The organism is Streptomyces sp. NPDC092952 (assembly GCF_044754785.1).
Classification (GTDB): domain Bacteria; phylum Actinomycetota; class Actinomycetes; order Streptomycetales; family Streptomycetaceae; genus Streptomyces.
In genome coordinates this window covers 265087-285151 of the sequence record NZ_JBIVPT010000005.1, presented here as the reverse complement: position 1 = coordinate 285151, position 20065 = coordinate 265087, and the positions used below count along the sequence as shown (strand labels likewise).

The 20065-nt window shown below is 73.5% G+C and carries 17 protein-coding genes; 9 read left to right on the top strand and 8 right to left on the bottom strand.

What is annotated here, in order from left to right; translation table 11 throughout:
• Positions 1 to 104: 104 nt before the first annotated feature.
• From ACIQGQ_RS15290 to rsmH, 3 genes are read right to left on the bottom strand one after another with little or no spacing between them, the layout of a single operon-like run.
• Positions 105 to 2084: a penicillin-binding transpeptidase domain-containing protein gene (locus tag ACIQGQ_RS15290; protein ID WP_402395422.1), complete on the bottom strand. Its 1980-nt coding sequence runs from the start codon at positions 2082 to 2084 to the stop codon at positions 105 to 107.
• 4 nt (positions 2085 to 2088) lie between these two features.
• Positions 2089 to 2664 carry a septum formation initiator family protein gene (locus ACIQGQ_RS15285; RefSeq protein ID WP_402395420.1) on the bottom strand — a complete coding sequence of 192 codons (576 nt, stop codon included), beginning with the start codon at positions 2662 to 2664 and terminating at the stop codon, positions 2089 to 2091.
• 34 nt (positions 2665 to 2698) lie between these two features.
• Complete coding sequence (rsmH, locus tag ACIQGQ_RS15280; RefSeq protein ID WP_352274894.1) at positions 2699 to 3664, bottom strand: 16S rRNA (cytosine(1402)-N(4))-methyltransferase RsmH; 966 nt, start codon at positions 3662 to 3664, stop codon at positions 2699 to 2701.
• Positions 3665 to 4045: 381 nt separating this feature from the next.
• On the opposite strand from rsmH, the gene ACIQGQ_RS15275 reads away from it, so the two are divergent.
• The 4 genes from ACIQGQ_RS15275 (at position 4046) to ACIQGQ_RS15260 (ending at position 9731) form a co-directional block, all read left to right on the top strand.
• Positions 4046 to 4585: a beta-class carbonic anhydrase gene (locus tag ACIQGQ_RS15275; RefSeq protein ID WP_402395416.1), complete on the top strand. Its 540-nt coding sequence runs from the start codon at positions 4046 to 4048 to the stop codon at positions 4583 to 4585.
• A 240-nt stretch (positions 4586 to 4825) separates the two neighbouring features.
• Positions 4826 to 5875 carry an AAA family ATPase gene (locus ACIQGQ_RS15270; protein WP_402395414.1) on the top strand — a complete coding sequence of 350 codons (1050 nt, stop codon included), beginning with the start codon at positions 4826 to 4828 and terminating at the stop codon, positions 5873 to 5875.
• Positions 5875 to 7251: a DUF58 domain-containing protein gene (locus ACIQGQ_RS15265; protein ID WP_402395411.1), complete on the top strand. Its 1377-nt coding sequence runs from the start codon at positions 5875 to 5877 to the stop codon at positions 7249 to 7251. Before ACIQGQ_RS15270 ends, ACIQGQ_RS15265 begins: the two co-directional genes overlap by 1 nt.
• Complete coding sequence (locus ACIQGQ_RS15260; protein WP_402395408.1) at positions 7248 to 9731, top strand: DUF3488 and DUF4129 domain-containing transglutaminase family protein; 2484 nt, start codon at positions 7248 to 7250, stop codon at positions 9729 to 9731. Before ACIQGQ_RS15265 ends, ACIQGQ_RS15260 begins: the two co-directional genes overlap by 4 nt.
• A gap of 158 nt (positions 9732 to 9889) precedes the next feature.
• Here the strand turns inward: ACIQGQ_RS15260 and ACIQGQ_RS15255 are convergent, their stop codons facing one another.
• From ACIQGQ_RS15255 to ACIQGQ_RS15245, 3 genes are all read right to left on the bottom strand, one after another.
• Positions 9890 to 10279: a DUF3040 domain-containing protein gene (locus ACIQGQ_RS15255; protein WP_352274889.1), complete on the bottom strand. Its 390-nt coding sequence runs from the start codon at positions 10277 to 10279 to the stop codon at positions 9890 to 9892.
• Positions 10280 to 10570: 291 nt separating this feature from the next.
• Entirely contained in the window at positions 10571 to 11329 is a 759-nt protein-coding gene (locus tag ACIQGQ_RS15250) for a class I SAM-dependent methyltransferase (RefSeq protein WP_402395405.1), read from the bottom strand.
• Positions 11330 to 11433: 104 nt separating this feature from the next.
• Entirely contained in the window at positions 11434 to 11961 is a 528-nt protein-coding gene (locus ACIQGQ_RS15245; protein ID WP_402395403.1) for an SAV_6107 family HEPN domain-containing protein, read from the bottom strand.
• A 167-nt stretch (positions 11962 to 12128) separates the two neighbouring features.
• On the opposite strand from ACIQGQ_RS15245, the gene ACIQGQ_RS15240 reads away from it, so the two are divergent.
• From ACIQGQ_RS15240 to ACIQGQ_RS15220, 5 genes are all read left to right on the top strand, one after another.
• A complete protein-coding gene (locus ACIQGQ_RS15240) occupies positions 12129 to 12920 on the top strand; it encodes an ATP-binding cassette domain-containing protein (protein ID WP_402395401.1) in 792 nt (263 codons plus the stop codon).
• Positions 12892 to 14979 (top strand): YhgE/Pip family protein, encoded by a 2088-nt coding sequence (locus ACIQGQ_RS15235; protein ID WP_402395399.1) that lies wholly within the window; start codon positions 12892 to 12894, stop codon positions 14977 to 14979. The genes ACIQGQ_RS15240 and ACIQGQ_RS15235 overlap by 29 nt, the downstream gene beginning before the upstream one ends.
• Positions 14980 to 15008: 29 nt before the next feature.
• The gene (locus tag ACIQGQ_RS15230) at positions 15009 to 15620 is read left to right on the top strand and encodes a TetR/AcrR family transcriptional regulator (RefSeq protein WP_402395396.1); all 612 of its coding nucleotides are present in this window, start codon (positions 15009 to 15011) and stop codon (positions 15618 to 15620) included.
• Positions 15621 to 15985: 365 nt separating this feature from the next.
• Entirely contained in the window at positions 15986 to 16606 is a 621-nt protein-coding gene (locus tag ACIQGQ_RS15225) for a DUF4126 domain-containing protein (RefSeq protein WP_402395394.1), read from the top strand.
• Between the two features lie 30 nt (positions 16607 to 16636).
• Positions 16637 to 18154 carry a phytoene desaturase family protein gene (locus tag ACIQGQ_RS15220; RefSeq protein ID WP_402395391.1) on the top strand — a complete coding sequence of 506 codons (1518 nt, stop codon included), beginning with the start codon at positions 16637 to 16639 and terminating at the stop codon, positions 18152 to 18154.
• A 13-nt stretch (positions 18155 to 18167) separates the two neighbouring features.
• Here the strand turns inward: ACIQGQ_RS15220 and ACIQGQ_RS15215 are convergent, their stop codons facing one another.
• A complete protein-coding gene (locus ACIQGQ_RS15215) occupies positions 18168 to 19079 on the bottom strand; it encodes a hypothetical protein (RefSeq protein ID WP_402395388.1) in 912 nt (303 codons plus the stop codon).
• A 50-nt stretch (positions 19080 to 19129) separates the two neighbouring features.
• Positions 19130 to 20047, bottom strand: a complete 918-nt coding sequence (gene metF, locus ACIQGQ_RS15210; RefSeq protein WP_402395385.1) for a methylenetetrahydrofolate reductase [NAD(P)H] — start codon at positions 20045 to 20047, stop codon at positions 19130 to 19132.
• Between the last annotated feature and the right edge of the window lie 18 nt (positions 20048 to 20065).

Here is a 20065-nt window from a genome sequence, read left to right as displayed (position 1 = left end):
GGTCGCACCCGGCCTCTCGCGAAGCGAGGGGCCGGGGCCCCGGTGGTCTCCGGCGCGGTTCCCGGGATCGGGCGTGATGGTTGTCACTGGTGGTTTCCCCGAGTTCACTCGCCGGGTTTGAAGGACACCGGCAGCCGGGCTGGGGCGCTGCCGGAGGGCGGGGTCTGGAGGGTCTTGAGCGCGAACTCCATGACCTGCTTGTAGATCGGGCCGCAGATCTGGCCGCCGAAGTAGCTGCCGCTGGTCGGGTTCTGGATGGCGCAGTAGACGGTGATCTGCGGGTCGTCGGCGGGGGCGAATCCGGCGAAGGACGCGGTGTAGCCGTGGTAGCCGCCACGTACCGGATCGACCCGGTTGGCCGTACCGGTCTTGCCCGCCACCCGGTAGCCCGGGATCTTGGCCTTCGTCCCGGTGCCCTCCTCGTCGCCGACCACCGACTCCAGCATGGTGGCGAGCGTGCGGGCGGTCTTCGCGCTGACCACCCGGGTGCGCTCGGGCGCGGCGGCGGGTTCGAAGGTGCCGTCGGCGCTCCGGGTTCCGCGTACGAGGGTGGGGGCGACGCGGACCCCGCCGTTGGCGATGGTCGAGTAGATCGAGGCGGCCTGCATGGCGTTGAGCGAGAGGCCCTGGCCGAACGGGATCGTGTACTGCTGCGAGGTCGACCAGTCCTGGGGCCTGGCGAGGATGCCGGAGGTCTCCCCCGGGTAGCCGAGCCCGGTCGGCGAGCCGATCCCGAACTTGCGCAGGTAGGAGTAGAGCACCTTGTTGGCCTGCGGTTGCGTCTTGCCGAGCTCGCCGGTGGCCAGGATGGTGCCGATGTTGCTGGACTTGGCGAGTACGCCGTTGAGCGTCAGGTACCAGGTGGGGTGGTCGATGTCGTCCTTGAAGAGCCGGTCGCCGCGGTGCAGCCGGTTGGGGACGGTGACATGGGTGCCGGGCGTCGCGACGCCCTCCTCCAGGACGGCGGCCATGGACATGACCTTGCTGGTGGAGCCGGGCTCGTAGGCGTCCTGGAGGGCGGCGTTGCCGAGCGAGGCGGCGTCGGCCCGCGAGAGGTCGTTGGGGTCGAATCCGGGCGCGTTGGCCATGGCGAGGACCTCGCCGGTGCGGGCGTTCTGGACGATCACGTAGCCGCGGTCGGCCTTGGACTGGGCCACCTGCTTGGTGATGGCCTGCTGGGCGGCCCACTGGATGTCGCGGTCGATGGTCAGCTCGATGTCCGAGCCGGGGACGGCCGGGACCTCCTTGGTGCCCGCGGTGGGCACCCGGCGGCCGCCCGACTGGGCGTAGCTGATCTTGCCGTCCTCGCCCGCGAGCTCCTTGTCCAGCTGGGATTCGAGGCCGCCCGCGCCCTTGCCGTCGGCGTTGACGTAGCCCAGTATCCCGGCGGCGAGCTGTCCGTTGGGGTAGACCCGTCTGGTGGTCTTCTCCTGGAAGACCCCGGCCAGCACGTTGGTGCCGGGGCCGCCGCGCGCCCGGTCCTTGCCCGCCTTCTCGGCGAAGGCGGACCTGAGGTCCTTGATCTGGTTCCAGACCTGCGGGGTCTGGAACCGGGCCAGGACGACGTAGCGGCCCTTCGTGGACAGCTTGCGGGTCAGCGCGGCGGCGTCGGTGCGCAGGATCGGGGCGAGCAGGGCGGCCGCCTGCTTGGGCGCGTCGGGCGCCTTGCTGAAGGCGGGGGTGAACATCGAGGGGTCGGCGGTGATGTTGTACGCGTCGACGCTGGTGGCCAGGGCGGTACCGCCCCGGTCGGTGATCTCGCCGCGCTCGGCGGAGATCGTGTAGCTGAGGTAGCGGTTCTCCTGGGCCTTGGCGGCGTACGCGTCGGCGTCGACGGCCTGGACCTGGAGCAGCCGGACCACGAACACGAGCATGACCAGAGTCAGGCCGAGGCTGACCAGGCGGAGCCGGGGGCGCGGGCTGCCGAGCCGCAGTGCGCTCCCGCTCTGCGCGCGGGGCCTGCCGGGGCGTGGGGCCGGGGCGGACGGACGGCGCGCGGCGGAGCGGGGCCGCCCCTCCCCGGCCGGGCCGCGCCGGCGGGCGGGGCCGGGAATCCGGCGGCGCGGTGGTTCCTTGGGCGGCACAGCGTCACCTGCCGGTGCTGGTCGGGGTCTGGTCTGCCGGGGGGAGCGCCCCGGTGGGCGGGGTGGCGGCCGGGGCGCCGTTGGCCGTCGCCGGGGAGGGCTGGACCGGGGCGGTGGCCGGGGACGGGGCGCCGGTGGCGGGGGTGCCCGCGGGCGGTGTCGTGGCCGGGGCGCCGCTCTTCGGCGGCTGTGCGGCCGGCGGGGTGGGATCGGCGGTGGCCTCGGCGGGTACGCCGCGGACCGTACCGTCCGGGTTCAGGAAGACGGGGCTGCCGCCGGGCACCATGCCCAGCTCGCGGGCGCGCCGCTCCAGCGCGTCCGGCCGGGAGAAGTTGTCGACGTCGCGCTGGAGGGCCTGCTGCTCGTCGGTCAGCTCCGTGGTCCGCTTCTTCAGCTCGCTCAGCCGGAACGAGCCCTCGTTGAGGGCCGAATTGAGGACCAGGAGGGTGATCAGGCCGCCGCCGAGCAGCACCACGACCAGCAGGACGAAGGGAGTGCGGGCGGCGTTGTTGGCCCCGGACGGCATCAGCCGGGCGAGCCGGGCGGCCCGCCCCTTCAGCTGCCCGGCCGGTCCGCTCACCGCGCCGCTCCGGGTGTCCGGGCTCCCCGGCCGTTCATCGCTCCTCCTCGCGGATGCGCTCGGCGCCGCGCAGCCGGGCGGGGGCGGCGCGCCGGTTCTCGGCGACCTCCTCCTCCGTGGGCAGCTCCGCGCCGCGGGTCAGCAGTTTCAGCCGGGGCTGGTAGCGCTCGGGCACGACCGGCAGTCCGGGCGGTGCCGTGGTGGCCGCCCCCGCCGCGAAGACCTGCTTGACCAGCCGGTCCTCCAGCGAGTGGTACGAGAGGACGGCGATCCGGCCACCGACCGCGAGGGCCCCCACCGCGGCCGGAATGGCCCGCTCCAGGACGGTGAGCTCGCCGTTGACCTCGATGCGCAGCGCCTGGAAGGTTCGCTTGGCGGGGTTGCCGCCGGTGCGCTTGGCGGCCTGGGGCAGGGCGTCGCGGATCAGCTCGACCAGCCGGGCGCTGTTGCTGAACGGCTCCTTCTCGCGCTCGCGGACGATCGCGGAGACGATCCGTTTGGCCTGCTTCTCCTCGCCGTACGCGCGCAGGATGCGGACCAGTTCGCCCGGCGGGTAGGTGTTGAGCACCTCGGCCGCGCCCATGCCGGTCGTCTGGTCCATCCGCATGTCGAGCGGGGCGTCCTGGGCGTACGCGAAGCCCCGGTCGGCCTCGTCCAGTTGCATGGAGGAGACGCCGAGGTCGAAGAGGACGCCCTGGACCTTGGGGACGCCGAGGCGGTCGAGCACCTCGGGCAGCTCGTCGTAGACGGCGTGCACCAGGGTGGCCCGGTCGCCGTACGGGGCGAGCCGCTCCCCGGAGAGCCGCAGCGCCTCCTTGTCCCGGTCCAGCGCGATCAGCCGGGCGGCCGGGAAGGCGGAGAGCAGCGCCTCGCTGTGCCCGCCGAGGCCGAGGGTGCAGTCGACGACCACGGGCGCCTGCGGTCCGGGCGCCTCCAGAGCCGGGGCCAACAGGTCCAGGCACCGCTGGAGCATCACCGGGACGTGACGGGTCTGGCTCATGCGCCCTCTCAGGCTCAGGTCCCGTGTGGCCGCACGTACGGCCTGGTCCCCGCCCGCTCGGAAGGGGAGGTCGGCGGGCGCCGGGGAAGGGGCGTCAGCCGACCGGCGAGCGGGAGAGGGCCGGGCCCGTACGTACGCCGCGCACACAGGGGAAATCTACGGAATGTGCAGGGTGTCGGTAACTTCCCGTCACTTTAGTCCACCCTGCCATTCGATCGATTCCCGATCAATCAACCCGGCTGCGAGTCGTCCGTCCCCCGGTTCACCCGCCCGACGCAACGGCTGGGCAACTTGTGGGTTACCTCACAACAAGGCTCGTTGACGTTCTTTGTCCCTTCCCGCAGCACGCCGGAGAGGGGTGCGGAGGCTAACGTCGTAGCCATGTCGACTTCCGCGCACTCCCCCGCCGACCCCGCCCCCACCGGGACGGTCACCGACCGCCTCGTCGAGGCGAACGCCCGTTACGCCACCGGTTTCGAAGACCCGGGCATGGACGCCAAGCCGGTCCTGCGCGTCGCCGTGGTCGCCTGCATGGACGCCCGGCTCGACCTGCACGACGCGCTCGGCCTGTCGCTGGGCGACTGCCACACCATCCGCAACGCCGGCGGTGTGGTCACCGACGACGTGATCCGCTCGCTGACCATCAGCCAGCGGGCCCTGGGCACCCGCAGCATCATTCTGATCCACCACACCAACTGCGGCCTGGAGTCGATCACCGAGGAGTTCCGCCAGGAGCTGGAGGCCGAGGTCGGCCAGCGCCCGGTCTGGGCGGTCGAGGCGTACAAGGACGCCGACCAGGACGTACGGCAGTCGATGCAGCGCGTGCGCACCTCGCCGTTCCTGCTGCACACCGACGACGTCCGCGGCTTCGTCTTCGACGTGACCACCGGGCTGCTGCGGGAGATCATCCCCGCCTCCTGACCCCGGCACCGCCCGCCGAGGAGCCAAAAATCCCACCGAAACCGGCATACCACCCCGCGTTGTCCGCAGGCGAGTGACACGAAGCCGTAACGGCAACAAGAATGCCCGTGTGGCATCCCGCCGGGCCTTCCCGGCGGGACGTCCGTTTTCGGGGTGGGTCCGGCCGCCGTGCGCGCCGGCCCGTGATTTGGGGAATCCCCGGGCTCCTTCGTGGGCGCGGGGCAGGGCCGAGGAGGGCCGGTGACGACCTATGACGATCGAGCGAGCCTCACAGATCTGACCACGACCGCGGAGCGGGTACGCAGGTCGGTGGAGAGCGTGATCGAGGGCAAGCCCGAGGTCGTACGGCTTTCGCTGACCGTGCTGCTGGCGGAGGGGCACCTCCTCATCGAGGACGTGCCCGGGGTCGGCAAGACCATGCTGGCCAAGGCGCTGGCGCGGTCGATCGACTGCTCGGTGCGGCGCATCCAGTTCACGCCGGACCTGCTGCCTTCGGACATCACCGGCGTGTCCGTATTCGACCAGCAGCGGCGCGAGTTCGAGTTCAAGCCTGGCGCGATCTTCGCCCAGATCGTGATCGGCGACGAGATCAACCGCGCCTCGCCGAAGACGCAGTCGGCGCTCCTGGAGTCGATGGAGGAGCGCCAGGTCACCATCGACGGGCACAGCTACGAGCTGCCCGACCCGTTCATGGTGGTCGCCACCCAGAACCCGGTGGAGATGGAGGGCACCTATCCGCTGCCCGAGGCCCAGCGCGACCGGTTCATGGCCCGGGTGTCCATCGGCTATCCGAGCGCGGACGCCGAGTTCCGGATGCTCGACGTGCACGGCGGGCTCCCGCCGCTCGCCGACCTCCAGCCGGTGGCCCACGCCCACGACATCGTGAAGCTGATCGACGCGGTGCGCACGGTCCATGTGGCCGACGCGGTGCGGCGGTACGCGGTGGAGCTCGTCGCGGCCACCCGTACCCACCCCGATCTGCGGCTCGGCGCCTCGCCCCGGGCCACGCTGCATCTGCTGCGCGCGGCGCGGGCCTCCGCGGCGCTGGGCGGCCGGGACTACTGCCTTCCGGACGACGTGCAGGCGCTGGCGGCCCCGGTGCTGGCGCACCGGCTGCTGCCCACGGCGCAGGCCCAGCTGAACCGCCGTACGGCCGAGCAGGTGGTGCTGGAGATCGTCCAGGCGACACCGGTGCCGACGGCGGACGGCGGCACCACCCGGGCCAGGACCCCGCAGCAGCCGGGCGGTCCGGCGTACGGCCGGCCGCAGTCCGGCGCGCGGCGGGTCTGATGGCCGCCGGGGGGCCGGCCGCGATGCACGACGGTGACGAGAAGGGCGGCCTGCGGGCCGCGCTGAGCGGGCTGACCACGCGGGGGCGGTCCTTCCTCGCGGCCGGGATCGCCGCGGCGGTCTGCGCCTATGTGCTCGGGCAGACGGACCTGCTGCGGGTCGGGCTGCTGCTGGCCGTGCTGCCGCTGGTGAGTGCGGTGGTGCTCGTCCGTACCCGCTACCGGGTCGCGGGCAGCCGGCGGCTCACGCCGTCCCGGGTCCCGGCGGGCTCGGAGGCCCGGGTCCACCTGCGGGTGGAGAACGTGTCGCGGGTCCCGACCGGTCTGCTGATGCTCCAGGACCGGGTGCCCTACGTGCTGGGGCCGCGCCCCCGGTTCGTACTGGACCGGGTGGAGGCGGGCGGCCACCGCGAGGTGTCCTACCGGGTCCGCTCCGACCTGCGCGGGCGCTATCCGCTGGGGCCGTTGCAGCTGCGGCTGAGCGATCCGTTCGGGATGTGCGAGCTGACCCGTTCGTTCAGCGCCCACGACACCCTGGTCGTCGTCCCGCGGACGGAGCCGCTGCCCGCGGTCCGGCTGGCCGGCGAGGCCCCGGGGTACGGCGAGGGGCGGCAGCGCTCCCTGGCGCTGGCCGGGGACGACGACGTGATCCCGCGCGGCTACCGGCACGGCGACGATCTGCGCCGGGTCCACTGGCGCTCGACCGCGCGCTACGGCGAGCTGATGGTGCGGCGCGAGGAGCAGCCGCAGCGGGCCAGGTGCACGGTGCTGCTGGACACGCGGCGGCTCGCCTACAAGGGGGCGGGGCCCGATTCCGCCTTCGAATGGGCGGTTTCCGGGGCGGCCTCGGCGCTGACGCACATGCTGGAGCGCGGATTCTCCGTCCGGTTGCTGACCGACGACGGGACCGCGGTCCCGGGCGAGGGGGCGGGCGGCTTCGCCGGGTCGTCGCAGGAGTCCGCCGAGCAGGCGGGGCTGCTGCTGGACACCCTGGCGGTGGTCGACCACTCCGGGGGCGGTGGCCTGTCGCGGGCGTACGACGCGCTGCGCGGCGGCAACGAGGGGCTGCTGATCGCGTTCCTCGGCGATCTGGACGAGGAGCAGGCGGCGGTGGTGGCACGGATGCGGCGGAGCAGCGGGGGCGCCGTGGCGTTCGTCCTGGACAGCTCGGACTGGGCGCAGGGCGACGTCCCGCCCGCGGGGGCCGGGGCGGCCTTCGAGGAAAGGCTGCGGCTGCTGCGGGCCGCGGGCTGGACGGCCATGGCGGTACGGCCCGGGACGGGGCTGGCCGACCACTGGCGGCAGGCGGGGCACCAGGGGGCGGCCCGGTCCGCCGCCGGGGGCGGGACGACGGATCTCTCCGGGGGATGGTCATGAGCGGTCGTGGTCGGCTGGCGCTGTGCGCCTTCGCGGCGACTCTGATGGCGGCGGCCTCGATGCTGCCGCTGGTGGAGCCGGCCGGGTGGTTCCTGCAGGCGGTGTTCCTGCTGGCGGTGCAGAGCGGGGTCGGGGTGCTGATCCGCCGGGCGCCGGTGCCGCGCGCGGTGGCCGTCGCGGGGCAGGCGCTGGTCACGCTGGTCGTGGTGACCGTGGTGTTCGCCAGGGCGCAGGCGGTGGCCGGGCTGCTTCCGGGGCCGGAGGCGGTGCAGCGGCTCGCCCAGCTGCTGGCCTCGGGTGCGCAGGACGTCGGGCGGTACGCGGCCCCGGCGCCGGTGACGGACGGCATCCGGCTGATGCTGATCGGCGGTGTGCTGCTGGTGGGGCTGGCCGTGGACGCGCTCGCGGTGACGTTCCGCAGCGCGGCCCCGGCCGGGCTGCCGCTGCTGGCGCTCTACTCGGTGGCGGCCGGGCTGTCCGGGGGCGGCGCGGGCTGGCTCTGGTTCCTGCTGGCGGCGGGGGGCTATCTGATGCTTCTGCTGGCCGAGGGGCGGGACCGGCTCTCGGCGTGGGGGCGGGTCTTCAGCGGTGCGGCCGGGCGGCCCGTCGGCGGTTCGGCGGTCGGCTCGGCGCTGTCGAGCGGCCGGCCGACTGCCCCGGTCCGGACCGGGCGCCGTATCGGCACGCTGGCGCTGGGCGTCGCGCTGGTCGTCCCGGCGGCGCTGCCCGCGCTCGACGGCGGACTGCTGTCCGGCCCGGGCGGCGGGGGCGGCAAGGGGGGCGGCGGCACCATCTCCGCGGTGAATCCGCTGGTCTCGTTGCAGGACGACCTGAACCAGCCGGAGAACCGCGAGGTGATGACCTACCGCACCAATTCGGAGTCCTCGCCCTTCTACCTCCGGATCCTCGCCCTGGACCAGTTCACCGGCGGCGAGTGGCGGCCCTCCACCCGCCGGCTCCAGGACGTGCCGAAACCGCTGCCGGCCCCGGTGGGCCTCTCCCAGGACGTGGCGGTCACGGAGATCCGGACCAACTTCTCCGCGTCCCGTTCCTACCGGCAGACCTATCTGCCGCTCCCCTACCCCGCGACCGAGGTCCGGATCGGCGGGCGCTGGCGGTACGAGCCGGCGGGCCGGACGCTCGTCGGCGACCGCAAGCAGACGACCGGCGGTGAGCAGTACCAGGTCACCAGCCTGGAGGTGGAGCCGACCGCCGGGCAGCTCGCCGCGGCGCGCCCGGCCCCGGCGGCCCTGGTCCGCGAGTACACCCGGGTGCCCGGCTCGCTGCCCGCGGAGGTCGCGGCGCTCGCGAAGCAGAAGACCAGGGGCGCCGCCAACGACTACGAGCGGGCGGTGAAGCTCCAGGACTTCTTCGCCTCGACCGGCGACTTCACGTACGACACCTCGGTGAACTCGGGCACCGGGCCCACGGCGATCAGCCGGTTCCTCAAGGACAGGAAGGGCTTCTGCGTCCACTTCTCCTTCACCATGGCCGCGATGGCCCGGACCCTGGGCATCCCGGCCCGGGTCGCGGTGGGCTTCGCCCCCGGCACGGTGCAGCCGGACGGTTCGGTCTCGGTGGGGCTGCGGGACGCGCACGCCTGGCCCGAGCTGTACTTCGAGGGCGCCGGCTGGACCCGGTTCGAGCCGACGCCGACGCGGGGCGACACCCCCGCGTACACCCGGCCGGACGCCGCCACGGGGGATGCGCAGACCCCGGCCCGTCCCGAGCCTGGTGCCTCGGCCGTTCCCTCGGCCGCGCCGTCCGCCTCCGACGACTGCCCGGCGCAGCTGCGCAAGCAGGGCGAGTGCGGGCAGACCGCGGCGCCGGGGGCGGCGGCTCCGACCGACTCCGGGACGCCGACGGGCACCGTCGTCGGGCTCGTCCTGCTCGGTGCGGTGCTGCTCGCGCTGCCGCTGCTGCCGTCGCTGTGGCGGCTCCGGGCCCGCCGTCGCCGACTGGGCACCGGCGCCCGGCGCCCGTCACCCGGCGGGCCGGGGGATCCGGACGCGGAGCCGGGGCCCGGCGGTGGACCGGGCCGCGCGCCGTCGGCGGCGACGGGCGGGACGCTCGCGGCCTGGCAGGAGGTCACCGACAGCGCCTGGGACCACGGCATCGAGCCGGACGAGTCCCTCACGCCCCGCAAGGCGGCGGCCCGGATGGAGCTGCTGGGGCGGCTGGGGCCCGAGGCGAGGGACGCGGTGCACCGGCTCGCCGGTGCGGTGGAGCAGACGCTCTACGCCCCGCGCCCCCCGGCGGCCACCGGTCTGGCCCAGGACGTGGCGACGGTACGGAGCGGTCTGCGCGCCTCCGTCGGCCGGCGGGCCCGGATCCGTGCGGTCGTCGCGCCCCGCTCGGCCGTTCGGGTGGTGTGGGCGGCTTCGGACCGCTGGACGGCGGCCACCGGCCGGTGGCGGGCACGGTGGGAGCGGGTCCGGTGGACGGGGTGGCCGCGCCGCCCCTCCCGCCAGGAGGGATGACCCCGGGGCGGGACGACCCGGGCCGGCTGTCCGGCTCGTCCCGCCGGAGCCGGGCGACGGCGTGTCCGGGGGCCGTACGGGTACAGCCCCCGGACACGCGTGAGGGGCGGCCGCGTCGTCCGCGGCCGCCCCTCACCCGAAGTTTTTTGTCCGGGGGCCTAATGCCCCTGCTCGTCGCGGCGGCGCTGCCACCGCTGCTCGATGCGGTTCATCACCGTACGGCGCTGCCTGGTCCGGGCGGGCCCGGACGCTGCGGCGGCCGGTTGCTCACCCGGCTTGGGCGCCTTGCGCCAGCCGGTGACCGCGAGGACCGCACAGCCCAGCATGACGAGGAACCCGACCACGCTGATCCAGATCACCGTGGTGACCATTCCCGCCATGAGGAGCGCGATACCCACCAGGAAGCCTGCGACCGCCTGGTAGACCCGTCGCCGGGTGTACGTACGCAGCCCGTTTCCCTCAAGCGCTGTCGCGAACTTGGGATCTTCGGCGTACAGCGCTCGCTCCATTTGCTCGAGCATTCGCTGCTCGTGCTCCGAGAGCGGCACGGAGTCCTCCTCGTCGTCGGCCGCGGGGGCGACCGGTATGCGGCCCTTCCAGGATAGGCAGGGATTCGCCCCCGTGAAACCCGCCTTCGTGCCCATCAGTCAGTCCGGGCCACCACGACGGCTCGGCTGTCGAAGCGTTGATTCCCCGACCTCCGATCCGTCATGCCGGATGGTGTCCCCCGATCATACGGGCAGAAGCCCCCGATCGGGGGGCCCGGTGCGTACTCCGTCTGCCGCTGCGCCGCTGATCAGCCGCGCCGGGGCCGGTCAACCCGCCGAAGCGGACCGCGGTCAGGCGCGCTTGGCGCCCAGGACGTGCAGCTGTGTCGCGACCGCGTGGAAGGCGGGCAGCTCGGCCACCGCGGCCTCCAGCTTGAGCAGCGCGTCCATGGCCCCGGGCTCCGTGTCGACCAGGACCCCCGGTACGAGATCGGCGAAGACCCGTACGCCGTGGACCGCGCCGACCTCGACATCGGCCCCGGCGACGAGCTCGACGAGCTGCTCCGCGGTGTAGCGGTGGGGCACCGGGTCGCCCTCGCCCCAGCGGCCCGCCGGGTCGTCGAGCGCCTGCCGGGCCTCGGTGAAGTGACCGGCGAGCGCCCGCGCCAGGACCGCGCCGCCGAGCCCGGCGGCGAGCAGGCTGAGCGCGCCGGAGGGACGGAGCGCCGCCACCGCGTTGCGCACCCCCTCGGCGGGGTCGTCCACGTACTCCAGGACCCCGTGGCACAGGACCGCGTCGTACCCGCCGCGCTCCACCACCTCGAACAGGCCGTGGATGTCGCCCTGCACACCGCTGACCCGGTCGGCGACCCCGGCCTCCGCCGCGCGGCGCTCCAGCGCGAAGAGCGCGTTGGGGCTGGGGTCGACGACGGTGACGCGGTGGCCGAGCCGGGCGACCGGCACCGCGAAGTTCCCGGTGCCGCCGCCGGTGTCCAGGACGTCCAGGGCGTCCCTGCCGGTCGCCTTCACCCGGCGGTCGAGGGCGTCCTTGAGGACCTCCCAGACCACGGCGGTACGGAGGGAGGCGCGGGGGCGCAGCTGGTCCGTCACGGCAGATGACTCCTCGACACGGCGCCGCCGGGGCGGCGGAGCGTGAACAGTGCAGGTGGTAAGAGCGCTTCCCACCCTATTGCCTCACGCCGCCGCCGCTGCCCTCATCCCGCGTCCGACCGCCTGCCGTCCGGCTGCGGGGGCACCGGGCGCAGTGCCAGCATCCGCTCGACCAGCCGCAGGAACATGGCCGCGTCACGGATCAGGTCGTCCGCGTCCCGCCGGCTGGCGGCGCCGGGGATACCGGCTTCCGCACGGGCTCTGCGGCTGGCGCCCGAGGCGAACAGCGCGCTCCATTCGGTCAGCTCGGGGGCGGTCTCGGGCAGCACCTCCCAGGCGCTGCGGATGCGCTCCCGGCGCTGCCGGGACGCCTCCGGGCGCCCCCGCACGGCGAGCACGGCGGCGGCGGTGCGCAGCGCCGCGAGGTGGGCGGTGGCGTACCGCTCGTTCGGCACGTCGAGAACGGCGGCCTCCGCCAGACCCGCGCGGGCCTTGGCGAGGAGGTCGAGGGCGGCGGGCGGCGCCGAGGCGCGGCGCGGGACGGGGTGGACATCGCTTGCCGGACCGGTCAGTGAGGGGACAGGGCCGGTGGCGCGGCGCCGGGGTGCGGCGGCTGCGGACGGGTGGGCCATGACGAAACCTCCTGTCTCGTGTGACGACTCCGTGGCCGTATGTGTCCATCGTGAGGGGCACCACTGACAATCACCCCCGAATCGGGCACTGACCTGGGGTTTTGCTTCATTGGCAAGCTCGGGCTATCTTTTGAACTGACTGGTCAGTTCAAAACAAGGGGGGACCTGTGGACAGCCCGCACGGGGCATCCGTCATCGCCGAGGACCTCGGCCTCAAGGGACCGCGCGGCTGGGCCTTCCGCGGTGTGGCCGTCGATGCCGCCCCCGGCTCGCTGGTGGCGATCGAGGGCCCGTCCGGCTCGGGCCGCACCTGCCTGCTGCTCGCCCTCACCGGCCGGATGCGTCCCACCGAGGGGCAGGCCCGGGTCGGCGGTCTGCGACTGCCCCGCAAGATGGCCGCCGTGCGCCGCATCGCCGCTCTGGGCCAGGTCCCCGGGGTGAGCGAGCTCGACCCGGCCTTCACCGTGGCCGAGCACCTGCGCGAGCGGGCCCTGCTCCAGCGCCGCTTCGACGGCGCGCTGCGCGCCCTGCTGCGTCCGCGTGCCGAACGGGTCGCCACCGCCCAGGGGCGGATCGACGCGGCACTGAAGGCCGCCGGTCTCGACCTGGAGACCCTGCCCAAGGGCGGCAGGACCTCCGTACGGGACCTGGAGAGGCTGGAGGCGCTCCGGCTCTCCCTCGCTCTCGCCCTGATCGGCGGCCCCCGGCTGCTCGCGGTGGACGACACCGACCTCAAGCTCTCCGACACCGAGCGCGCCGCGGCCTGGGACCTGCTGCGGTCCGTCGCGGACAGCGGTACGACCGTCCTCGCCGTCTGCAGCCAGGCGCCCGCGGACGCGGTCACCCTGCGCACCGACGCCGCCGGCACCGTGAGCAGAACGACCAGCCCGACCAGGACCGACGGGACCACGACCGAGAAGGGAACGGCCGATGCGTTCGCCGAGACTGGCCGCGCTTGAGCTCAAGCGTTTCGGCAGGGGGAAGCTGCCGCGCGCCGCGCTGGTCGCCCTGCTGCTCCTGCCCCTGCTGTACGGCGCGCTGTACCTGTGGTCCTTCTGGGACCCGTACAGCCGCCTCGACCGGATCCCGGTGGCCCTGGTCAACAACGACAAGGGCACCGCCCTGAAGGGCGAGCGCATCGCGGCCGGTGACGAGATCACCGGCAAGCTGCTGGACTCCCAGGTCTTCGACTGGCACGAGGTGAGCTCCGCCGAGGCCCACAAGGGCGTCGAGGACGGTACGTACTACCTCTCGCTCACCATGCCGTCGGACTTCAGCAAGCGGATCGCGTCCAGTTCGGGCGGGTCCCCCGAGACCGGCGCCCTCCAGGTGCGGACCAACGACGCCAACAACTACATCGTCGGGCAGATCTCCCGGACCGTCTTCTCCGAGGTGCGCACCGCCGCCTCGACCAACGCCTCGCGCGGCTTCTACGACCGGATCTTCATCAACTTCTCCGATCTCCACGACGCGACGGAGAAGGCCGCCAAGGGCGCCGACGACCTCAAGGGCGGCATCGGCAAGGCCAAGAAGGGCTCGCAGGACCTCGCGGACGGGCTGAAGGACGCCAAGGTCGGCAGCGACCGGCTGGCCGGCGGGATCGTCCGGCTCAACAAGGGCGCGAGCGACCTGGAGACCGGCTCCCGGCAGGTGGCCGACGGCACCCAGCAGCTCGCCGACAAGGTGAACGGTGTGGCGGCCGACGTCCGCCCGTTCCTGAAGGACAACGGCAAGTCGATCGGCGACACCGCCCGGCTGGTCTCCGACACCGCGCAGACCGTGCAGGACAACCTCGACCTGCTGGTGAAGTCGGCCCCCACCGCCGCCACCGCCGCCCGCACGGCCTCCGACGACCTGGCCGACCTCTACCGCACCAGCTGCGTGGACGAGCCGGACCCCGACGCCGCCCTCTGCACGCCCCTGAAGCGCGCCAAGACCACCGCGGCCGATGTCGCCGCCGTCGCCGCCGACGTGAACGTGCTGGTCACCAACCAGAACGGCGACCTGAAGAAGCTGAGCACCCAGCTGGGCACCCTTCAGCGGCAGGCCGACGACCTGGTCGAGCACGCCCCCCGGCTCGACGAGGACCTGGAGTCCGCCGTCAAGAAGGTCAACGCGCTCAACACCGGCGCCCACAAGGTCGCCAAGGGCGCCGGCGACCTGCACACCGGCCTGGTCACCGCCCGGACCGGCTCCGCCGACCTGGACTCCGGCGTGGGCAACCTCAAGAAGGGCGCGACCAACCTGGACGGCGGGCTGATCCGGCTCGCCGACGGCTCGACCACCCTCGCCGAGGGACTCAACGACGGCGTCGGCAAGATCCCCGACTACGACAAGAAGGACCGTGACGCCCGCACCGCGGTGATGGCCGACCCGGTCCAGCTGGCCTCGCAGTCGCTCCACGCGGCCCCCAACTACGGCACCGGCTTCGCGCCCTACTTCATCCCGCTCTCCCTCTGGGTCGGCGCGATGGTGGCGTACATGCTGATCCAGCCGCTCAACCGGCGCGCGCTCGCCGCCGGGGCCTCCGCCTGGCGGATCGCCCTCGCGGGCTGGCTGCCGGTGGCCGCGATCGGACTGCTCCAGGTGGGCGCCCTGATGGCCGTACTGCACTGGGCGCTCGGGCTCGAAATGGCGCGGGCCGCCGGGACGGTGGGCTTCCTGGCCCTGGTGACCTGCTGCTTCTCGGCGATCGTGCAGTGGCTGAACGCCCGGTTCGGAGCCGCGGGCCGCATCCTCGTCCTGGCGGTGCTGATGCTCCAGCTGACCTCGGCCGGGGGCACCTACCCCGTCCAGACCAGCCCCGGGTTCTTCAACGCGATCCACCCCTACCTGCCGATGAGCTACATCGTCGAGGGGCTGCGCCGGCTGATCACGGGCGGCGGGCTGGGCCCGGTCTGGCAGGGCAGCGCCGTGCTGCTGGCCTTCACCGTCGGGGCGCTCGCCCTCACCGCCGTGGCCGCGCGCCGCAAGCAGGTCTGGACCCTGGACCGGCTCCACCCGGAACTGAGCCTGTGAGCACGCCGGAACCTGTGAGAATCGTCGCCATGGAAAGCAGCAGCACCACGCGTCGCCAGGCCACCCGGCAGAAGCTCTACGAAGCAGCCGTGACCCTCATCGCCGAGAAGGGGTTCTCGGCGACCACGGTGGACGAGATCGCCGAGCGCGCCGGGGTCGCCAAGGGCACGGTCTACTACAACTTCAAGAGCAAGACCGAGCTCTTCGAGGAGCTGCTGCGGCACGGCGTCGGACTGCTCACCGCCTCACTGCGCTCCGCGGCCGAGGAGACCGCGGAACGGGGCGGCACCCGGGTCGAGGGCCTGGACGCGATGATCCGGGCCGGCCTGGTCTTCATCGACCGCTACCCGGCCTTCACCCAGCTGTACGTCGCGGAGCTGTGGCGCACCAACCGGGCCTGGCAGGGCACCCTCCTGGTGGTGCGTCAGGAGGCCGTCGCGGTGGTCGAGGGAGTGCTGCGCGAGGGGGTGGCCGCGGGCGAGCTGAGCGAGGAGATCGACGTCCAGCTGACGGCCGCCGCCCTGGTCGGCATGGTGCTGGTGGTTGCGCTGGACTGGCAGGCGTTCCAGCCGGAGCGGTCGATCGACGACGTCCACTCGGCGCTGTCGCTGCTGCTGCACGGCCGGGTCAGCGGGCACTGAGCCGCCGGGTGCCGCGGCAGGCACCCGGCGGAAACGCGAGGGCGCCGGTCCGGTGAGGCTCGATCCCCCCGAGCCTGCGCCGGACCGGCGCCCTTCGTACTGCCGGAGAGCTTCCCCCGTGGCCTCGTTCCCCCGTGGCCCCGCGCTCTCCGTCGTGCTCCCCCGTTCCGGAAGGAGCGCCGCGGCCGTTCCGCCGCCCCGTGCCGGCGGTGCCGGAGCCGCGCTCTCTCCGTGGGCTCCACTCTTCCGTCCGGGCGGGCCGGAGCCCATCCGCACACCTACTCATCTCTCCGCCTAGGTACGGATACTCAGCACCGCGCACGGGCCCTCCCCGGGTGTCGCACCCTCTGGTTACGATCGCGTGCGTGTCCGTACTTCCTCTGGTGTTCACAAGCGGCTGGGCCAGCGGGATCAACGCCTACGCGGTGGTCCTGCTCCTCGGCGTCTTCGGCGCGACCGGTCTGAGCGACGAGGTGCCCGGGGCGCTTCAGCGCACCGACGTCCTGGTGGTGGCCGCCGTGCTCTTCCTCTGCGAGGTGGTCGCGGACAAGATCCCGTACGTGGACTCGGTCTGGGACACGGTGCACACCGTGGTCCGGCCGGTCGCCGGGGCGGTCGTGGCCGCGCTGCTGGCGGGTGAGAGCGGTTCGCTGCCCGAGATCGCGGCCGCGGCGGTGGGCGGTTCCACGGCGCTCATGAGCCATCTGGTGAAGGCCGGGACCAGAATGGCGGTCAACTCCTCCCCCGAGCCGTTCAGCAACGTCCTGGTGAGCATCGCCGAGGACCTGGGCGTCGCCGGGATCGTCACCTTCGCGATATTCCATCCGGTGGTGGCCGCCGTGATCGCGGGGGCGCTGCTGCTGGCGGGCATCGTGGTCGTGGCCTTCCTGGCCTCCCGGATCCGCCGCTTCTGGCGCCGCAGGGCCCAGCGGCGGGAGGAGAAACGGCTGGCCGGGGCGGCGGGGCCGCAGTGGCCGACGGAGTGACTGCCGGTGGCGGCCGCTAAGGTCGCTGGCATGGCACGTATTGCGGTGATCGGCGCCGGGATGGGCGCGATGGCGGCGGCCGCCCGGCTCGCCGTGGCAGGCCACCGGGTGACGGTGTACGAACGGTCGGAGAGCTACGGCGGTTCGGTGGGCCGGTACGCCCGCGAGGGCTTCGCGTTCGACACGGGGCCGACGCTGCTCCATCTGCCCGCCGTCTACCGCGACCTCTTCGTGAAGACCGGCAAGGAGCCGCTGGAGCGGTGCGTCGAGATGGCCCAGGTCGATCCGGCGAGCCGTCATCTCTTCGCGGACGGCACGGCGGTCTCGCTGCCGAACGCCTCGCGGGCCGGGGTCGTCGCCGCGCTCGACGGTGCGCTCGGCTCCGGGGCGGGCGCGGCCTGGGGGGCGTTCCTGGACCGGGCGCGCGAGGCCTGGGACCGCTCCCGCCGGCCGCTCCTGGAGGAGCCGCTGCGCCCGGACCGGCAGGTCCTCGGCCGTGACCCCTACCCCGCGCTCCGCCGGCGCCGGCTGCTGCGCCCGGCCCGGCAGGCGGACACGGTCGCCGGTATCGGCGCCCTGGAGCTGGCCGACCCCCGGCTGGCCGCCCTCCTCGACGGCTACGCCCTGTCGTACGGGCTGGACCCGGCGCACGCCCCGGCCGCGGCCGCCCTGCTGCCGTACATGGAGGAGACGTTCGGCAGCTGGTACGTGTCCGGCGGCATGCGGGCCCTGGCGCGGGCGGTGTACGAGCGGTGCCTGGCCCGGAAGGTGGAGTTCGTCCTCGGTGCCGAGGTGGTCCGGGTCGTCGAGAAGGACGGCCGGGCGGCGGGCGTCGAGCTGGCGGACGGGACGGTCGCCGAGGCCGACCGGGTGGTGCTGGGGGCCCGGCCGTGGGCCGGTCTGGTGCCCGGTCAGGAGCTGTGGCCGGACGGCGGGGTGGCGCCGCTGCCGCGGCCCGGGCAGGGGGTGGTGCCGGGCCGGTTCCTGGTGCTGCTCTCGCTGCGGGGGGCCCGGCCCGCGGACGCCGTGCACCGGACGCTGGTGCATCCGGCGGACGGTGCGGAGGAGCGCGCGGCGGTCTTCGGCGGGCGGCTCGCCGAGCGGCCCACGGTGACGGTGGTCCGCCCCGACGACCCGTCGACCCGCCCCGACGACGCGCACGAGGCGGTGACGCTGACGGCGACGGTCGCCCCGCACGGAGCGGTGGACTGGACGGACCCGGCGGTGCGGAGACGGTACGCCGACGTGCTGATCGACACGGCCGCGGCGGCCGTCCCGGGGATACGGGAGCGGCTGCTCCACGCCGAGGTGCGCACGCCCGCGGAGACCGCCGCCGAGACCGGTGCCGAGGGAGGCGGTGTGCCCGCGCCCGCGCTGGCCGGGGCGGACGGCCGGTATCTGCACGCCGCGAACCTCACCGGGCTGCCGGGGCTGTACGCCGCGGGCGGCTGGTCGCACCCGGGCGGCGGGCTCGCCCACGCGGGCATGTCCGGGGCGCTGGTCGCCGGGCTGATCGTGGAGGGCGACGGCTTCCGCGGCTCGCGGTGAGCGCCGGGGTCCGTCAGTAGCGGTACTGCTGCTCGTCGTAGCCGCTGCCGTTGTTGTAGCCGTTGGGGAACGGGGCGGGCGGCTGCTCCGGCGGCAGGGGCGGGTAGGGCTCGCCCTCGCGCTGCTGGGGCACCCACACACCGCCCGGCGGCGTCTCGGGGGCGTACTGCTGGGCGTACGGATCGGCGGTGTGGGCCGGGCCGCCGAAGCTGTCGTACCCGTTGCCGAAGCTGTCGTACGCGTCGTACTGGGCGCCGGTGGTGGCGCCGGTGCCCACGTACGGGTCGGAGTAGGCGGCGTACTGCTGGGGCGTGCCGTAGTCGTACTGGCCGGTGAGCGGGTCCTGGCCGGCGAAGGCGCCCTGGTCCTCGTAGCCGCCCTGGCCGGTCCCGTCGAACGCGGAGGGGGCGGCGTACGGGTCGTACGCGGCGAACTGCTGCTGGGGCTGCGGCTCCTGGGCGCCGGGCGCGCGGTGCTGGTCGGAGTAGACGCCGTACTGCCCGGTGTCGTCCGGCATGGGCTCGGGTTCGTAGACCGCCGCCATCGTCGCCGTGGCATCCGTGTGGAGGGTGGCCGGGGCCTCCCCGACCGCCTCCAGGTCCGAGACCTGGAGGGCGGGGCCGCGCTCCTCGCGCGGGCCGCCGCCCCGGCGGCGCCGGCTCGCACCGGGCTTGCCCCCGAGGGCCCAGCCGGTGGAGAAGCCGCGGCGGAAGGAGAGCGTGACGTACGTCTGGCCGACCGCGAAGGCGATCGCCCCGAGGACGATGACGAAGATCGACGGGATCATCACGCCCAGGACCACGAAGGTGAAGCCGCCGAAGGCGAGCAGGCGCCAGCGCAGGCGCGCCTTGTACTGCAGCAGTACCTCTCCGAGCAGCCACAGCGCGACGATTCCGAACGCGATGTAGAGGACCGTCCAGCCCATGCCCGCCCCCTCCTACGGCCGCCGCCCCGGGTCACGGCGGGTACGGCCGGTCACGACTGCCTGTGCAGTCCGAGATTCTCGTAGATTTCGAGCGTCGCCGTCGAGTTGTTGAGCGTGATGAAGTGCAGTCCGGGCACACCCTCGGATCGCAGCCTCGCGCAGAACCGCGTTGCGAAGTCGATACCAATGGAGCGTACAGCGGCGGGGTCGTCCTTGACCGAGAGGATGCTCTCTTTCAGCTCGGGAGGGAATGACGCGTTGCTGAGCTGAGCGAATCTCTCCAGCTGTTTGACGCTGGTCAGTGGCATGACCTCGGGAATGATCGGGGTTTCGCAACCCGCAGCGACCACCCGGTCACGCATACGCAGATAATCCTCCGGATTGAAGAACATCTGGGTGATCGCATAATCGGCACCGGCACGGCACTTGTCCACGAAATGCCGGATGTCGGTGCCCCAGTCGGTCGAGCGCGGGTGCATCTCGGGAAATGCCGCGACGCCGACGCAGAAATCGCCGGATTCCTTGATGAGCCGGACGAGATCGGCCGCGTACCGCACGCCCTGCGGATGCTTGACCCACTCGCCCATCGGGTCGCCCGGCGGGTCTCCGCGCACGGCGAGGATGTTCCTGATCCCGGCGTCCGCGTACTGCCCGACCATGTTGCGCAGCTCGGCGACGGAGTGGTTGACCGCCGTGAGGTGGGCGACCGGGGTGAGGGTCGAGTCGGCCGCGATCTGCTCGGTGGCGCGCACCGTCCCGGCGCGGGTGGAGCCGCCCGCACCGTAGGTCACGGAGACGAAGCTCGGCCGTACGGCCTCGACCCGGCGCAGCGCGTTCCAGAGGTTCCGCTCGCCCTTCTCGGTCTTGGGCGCCCAGAACTCGAACGAGTACGAAGGCTTGCCGGTCGCGAGGAGTTCACGCACCGTACGCGCGTGATCTGTCCTGGTGGATGGTGTGCCAAGGGCCATACCGGCAGGTTAACCAGG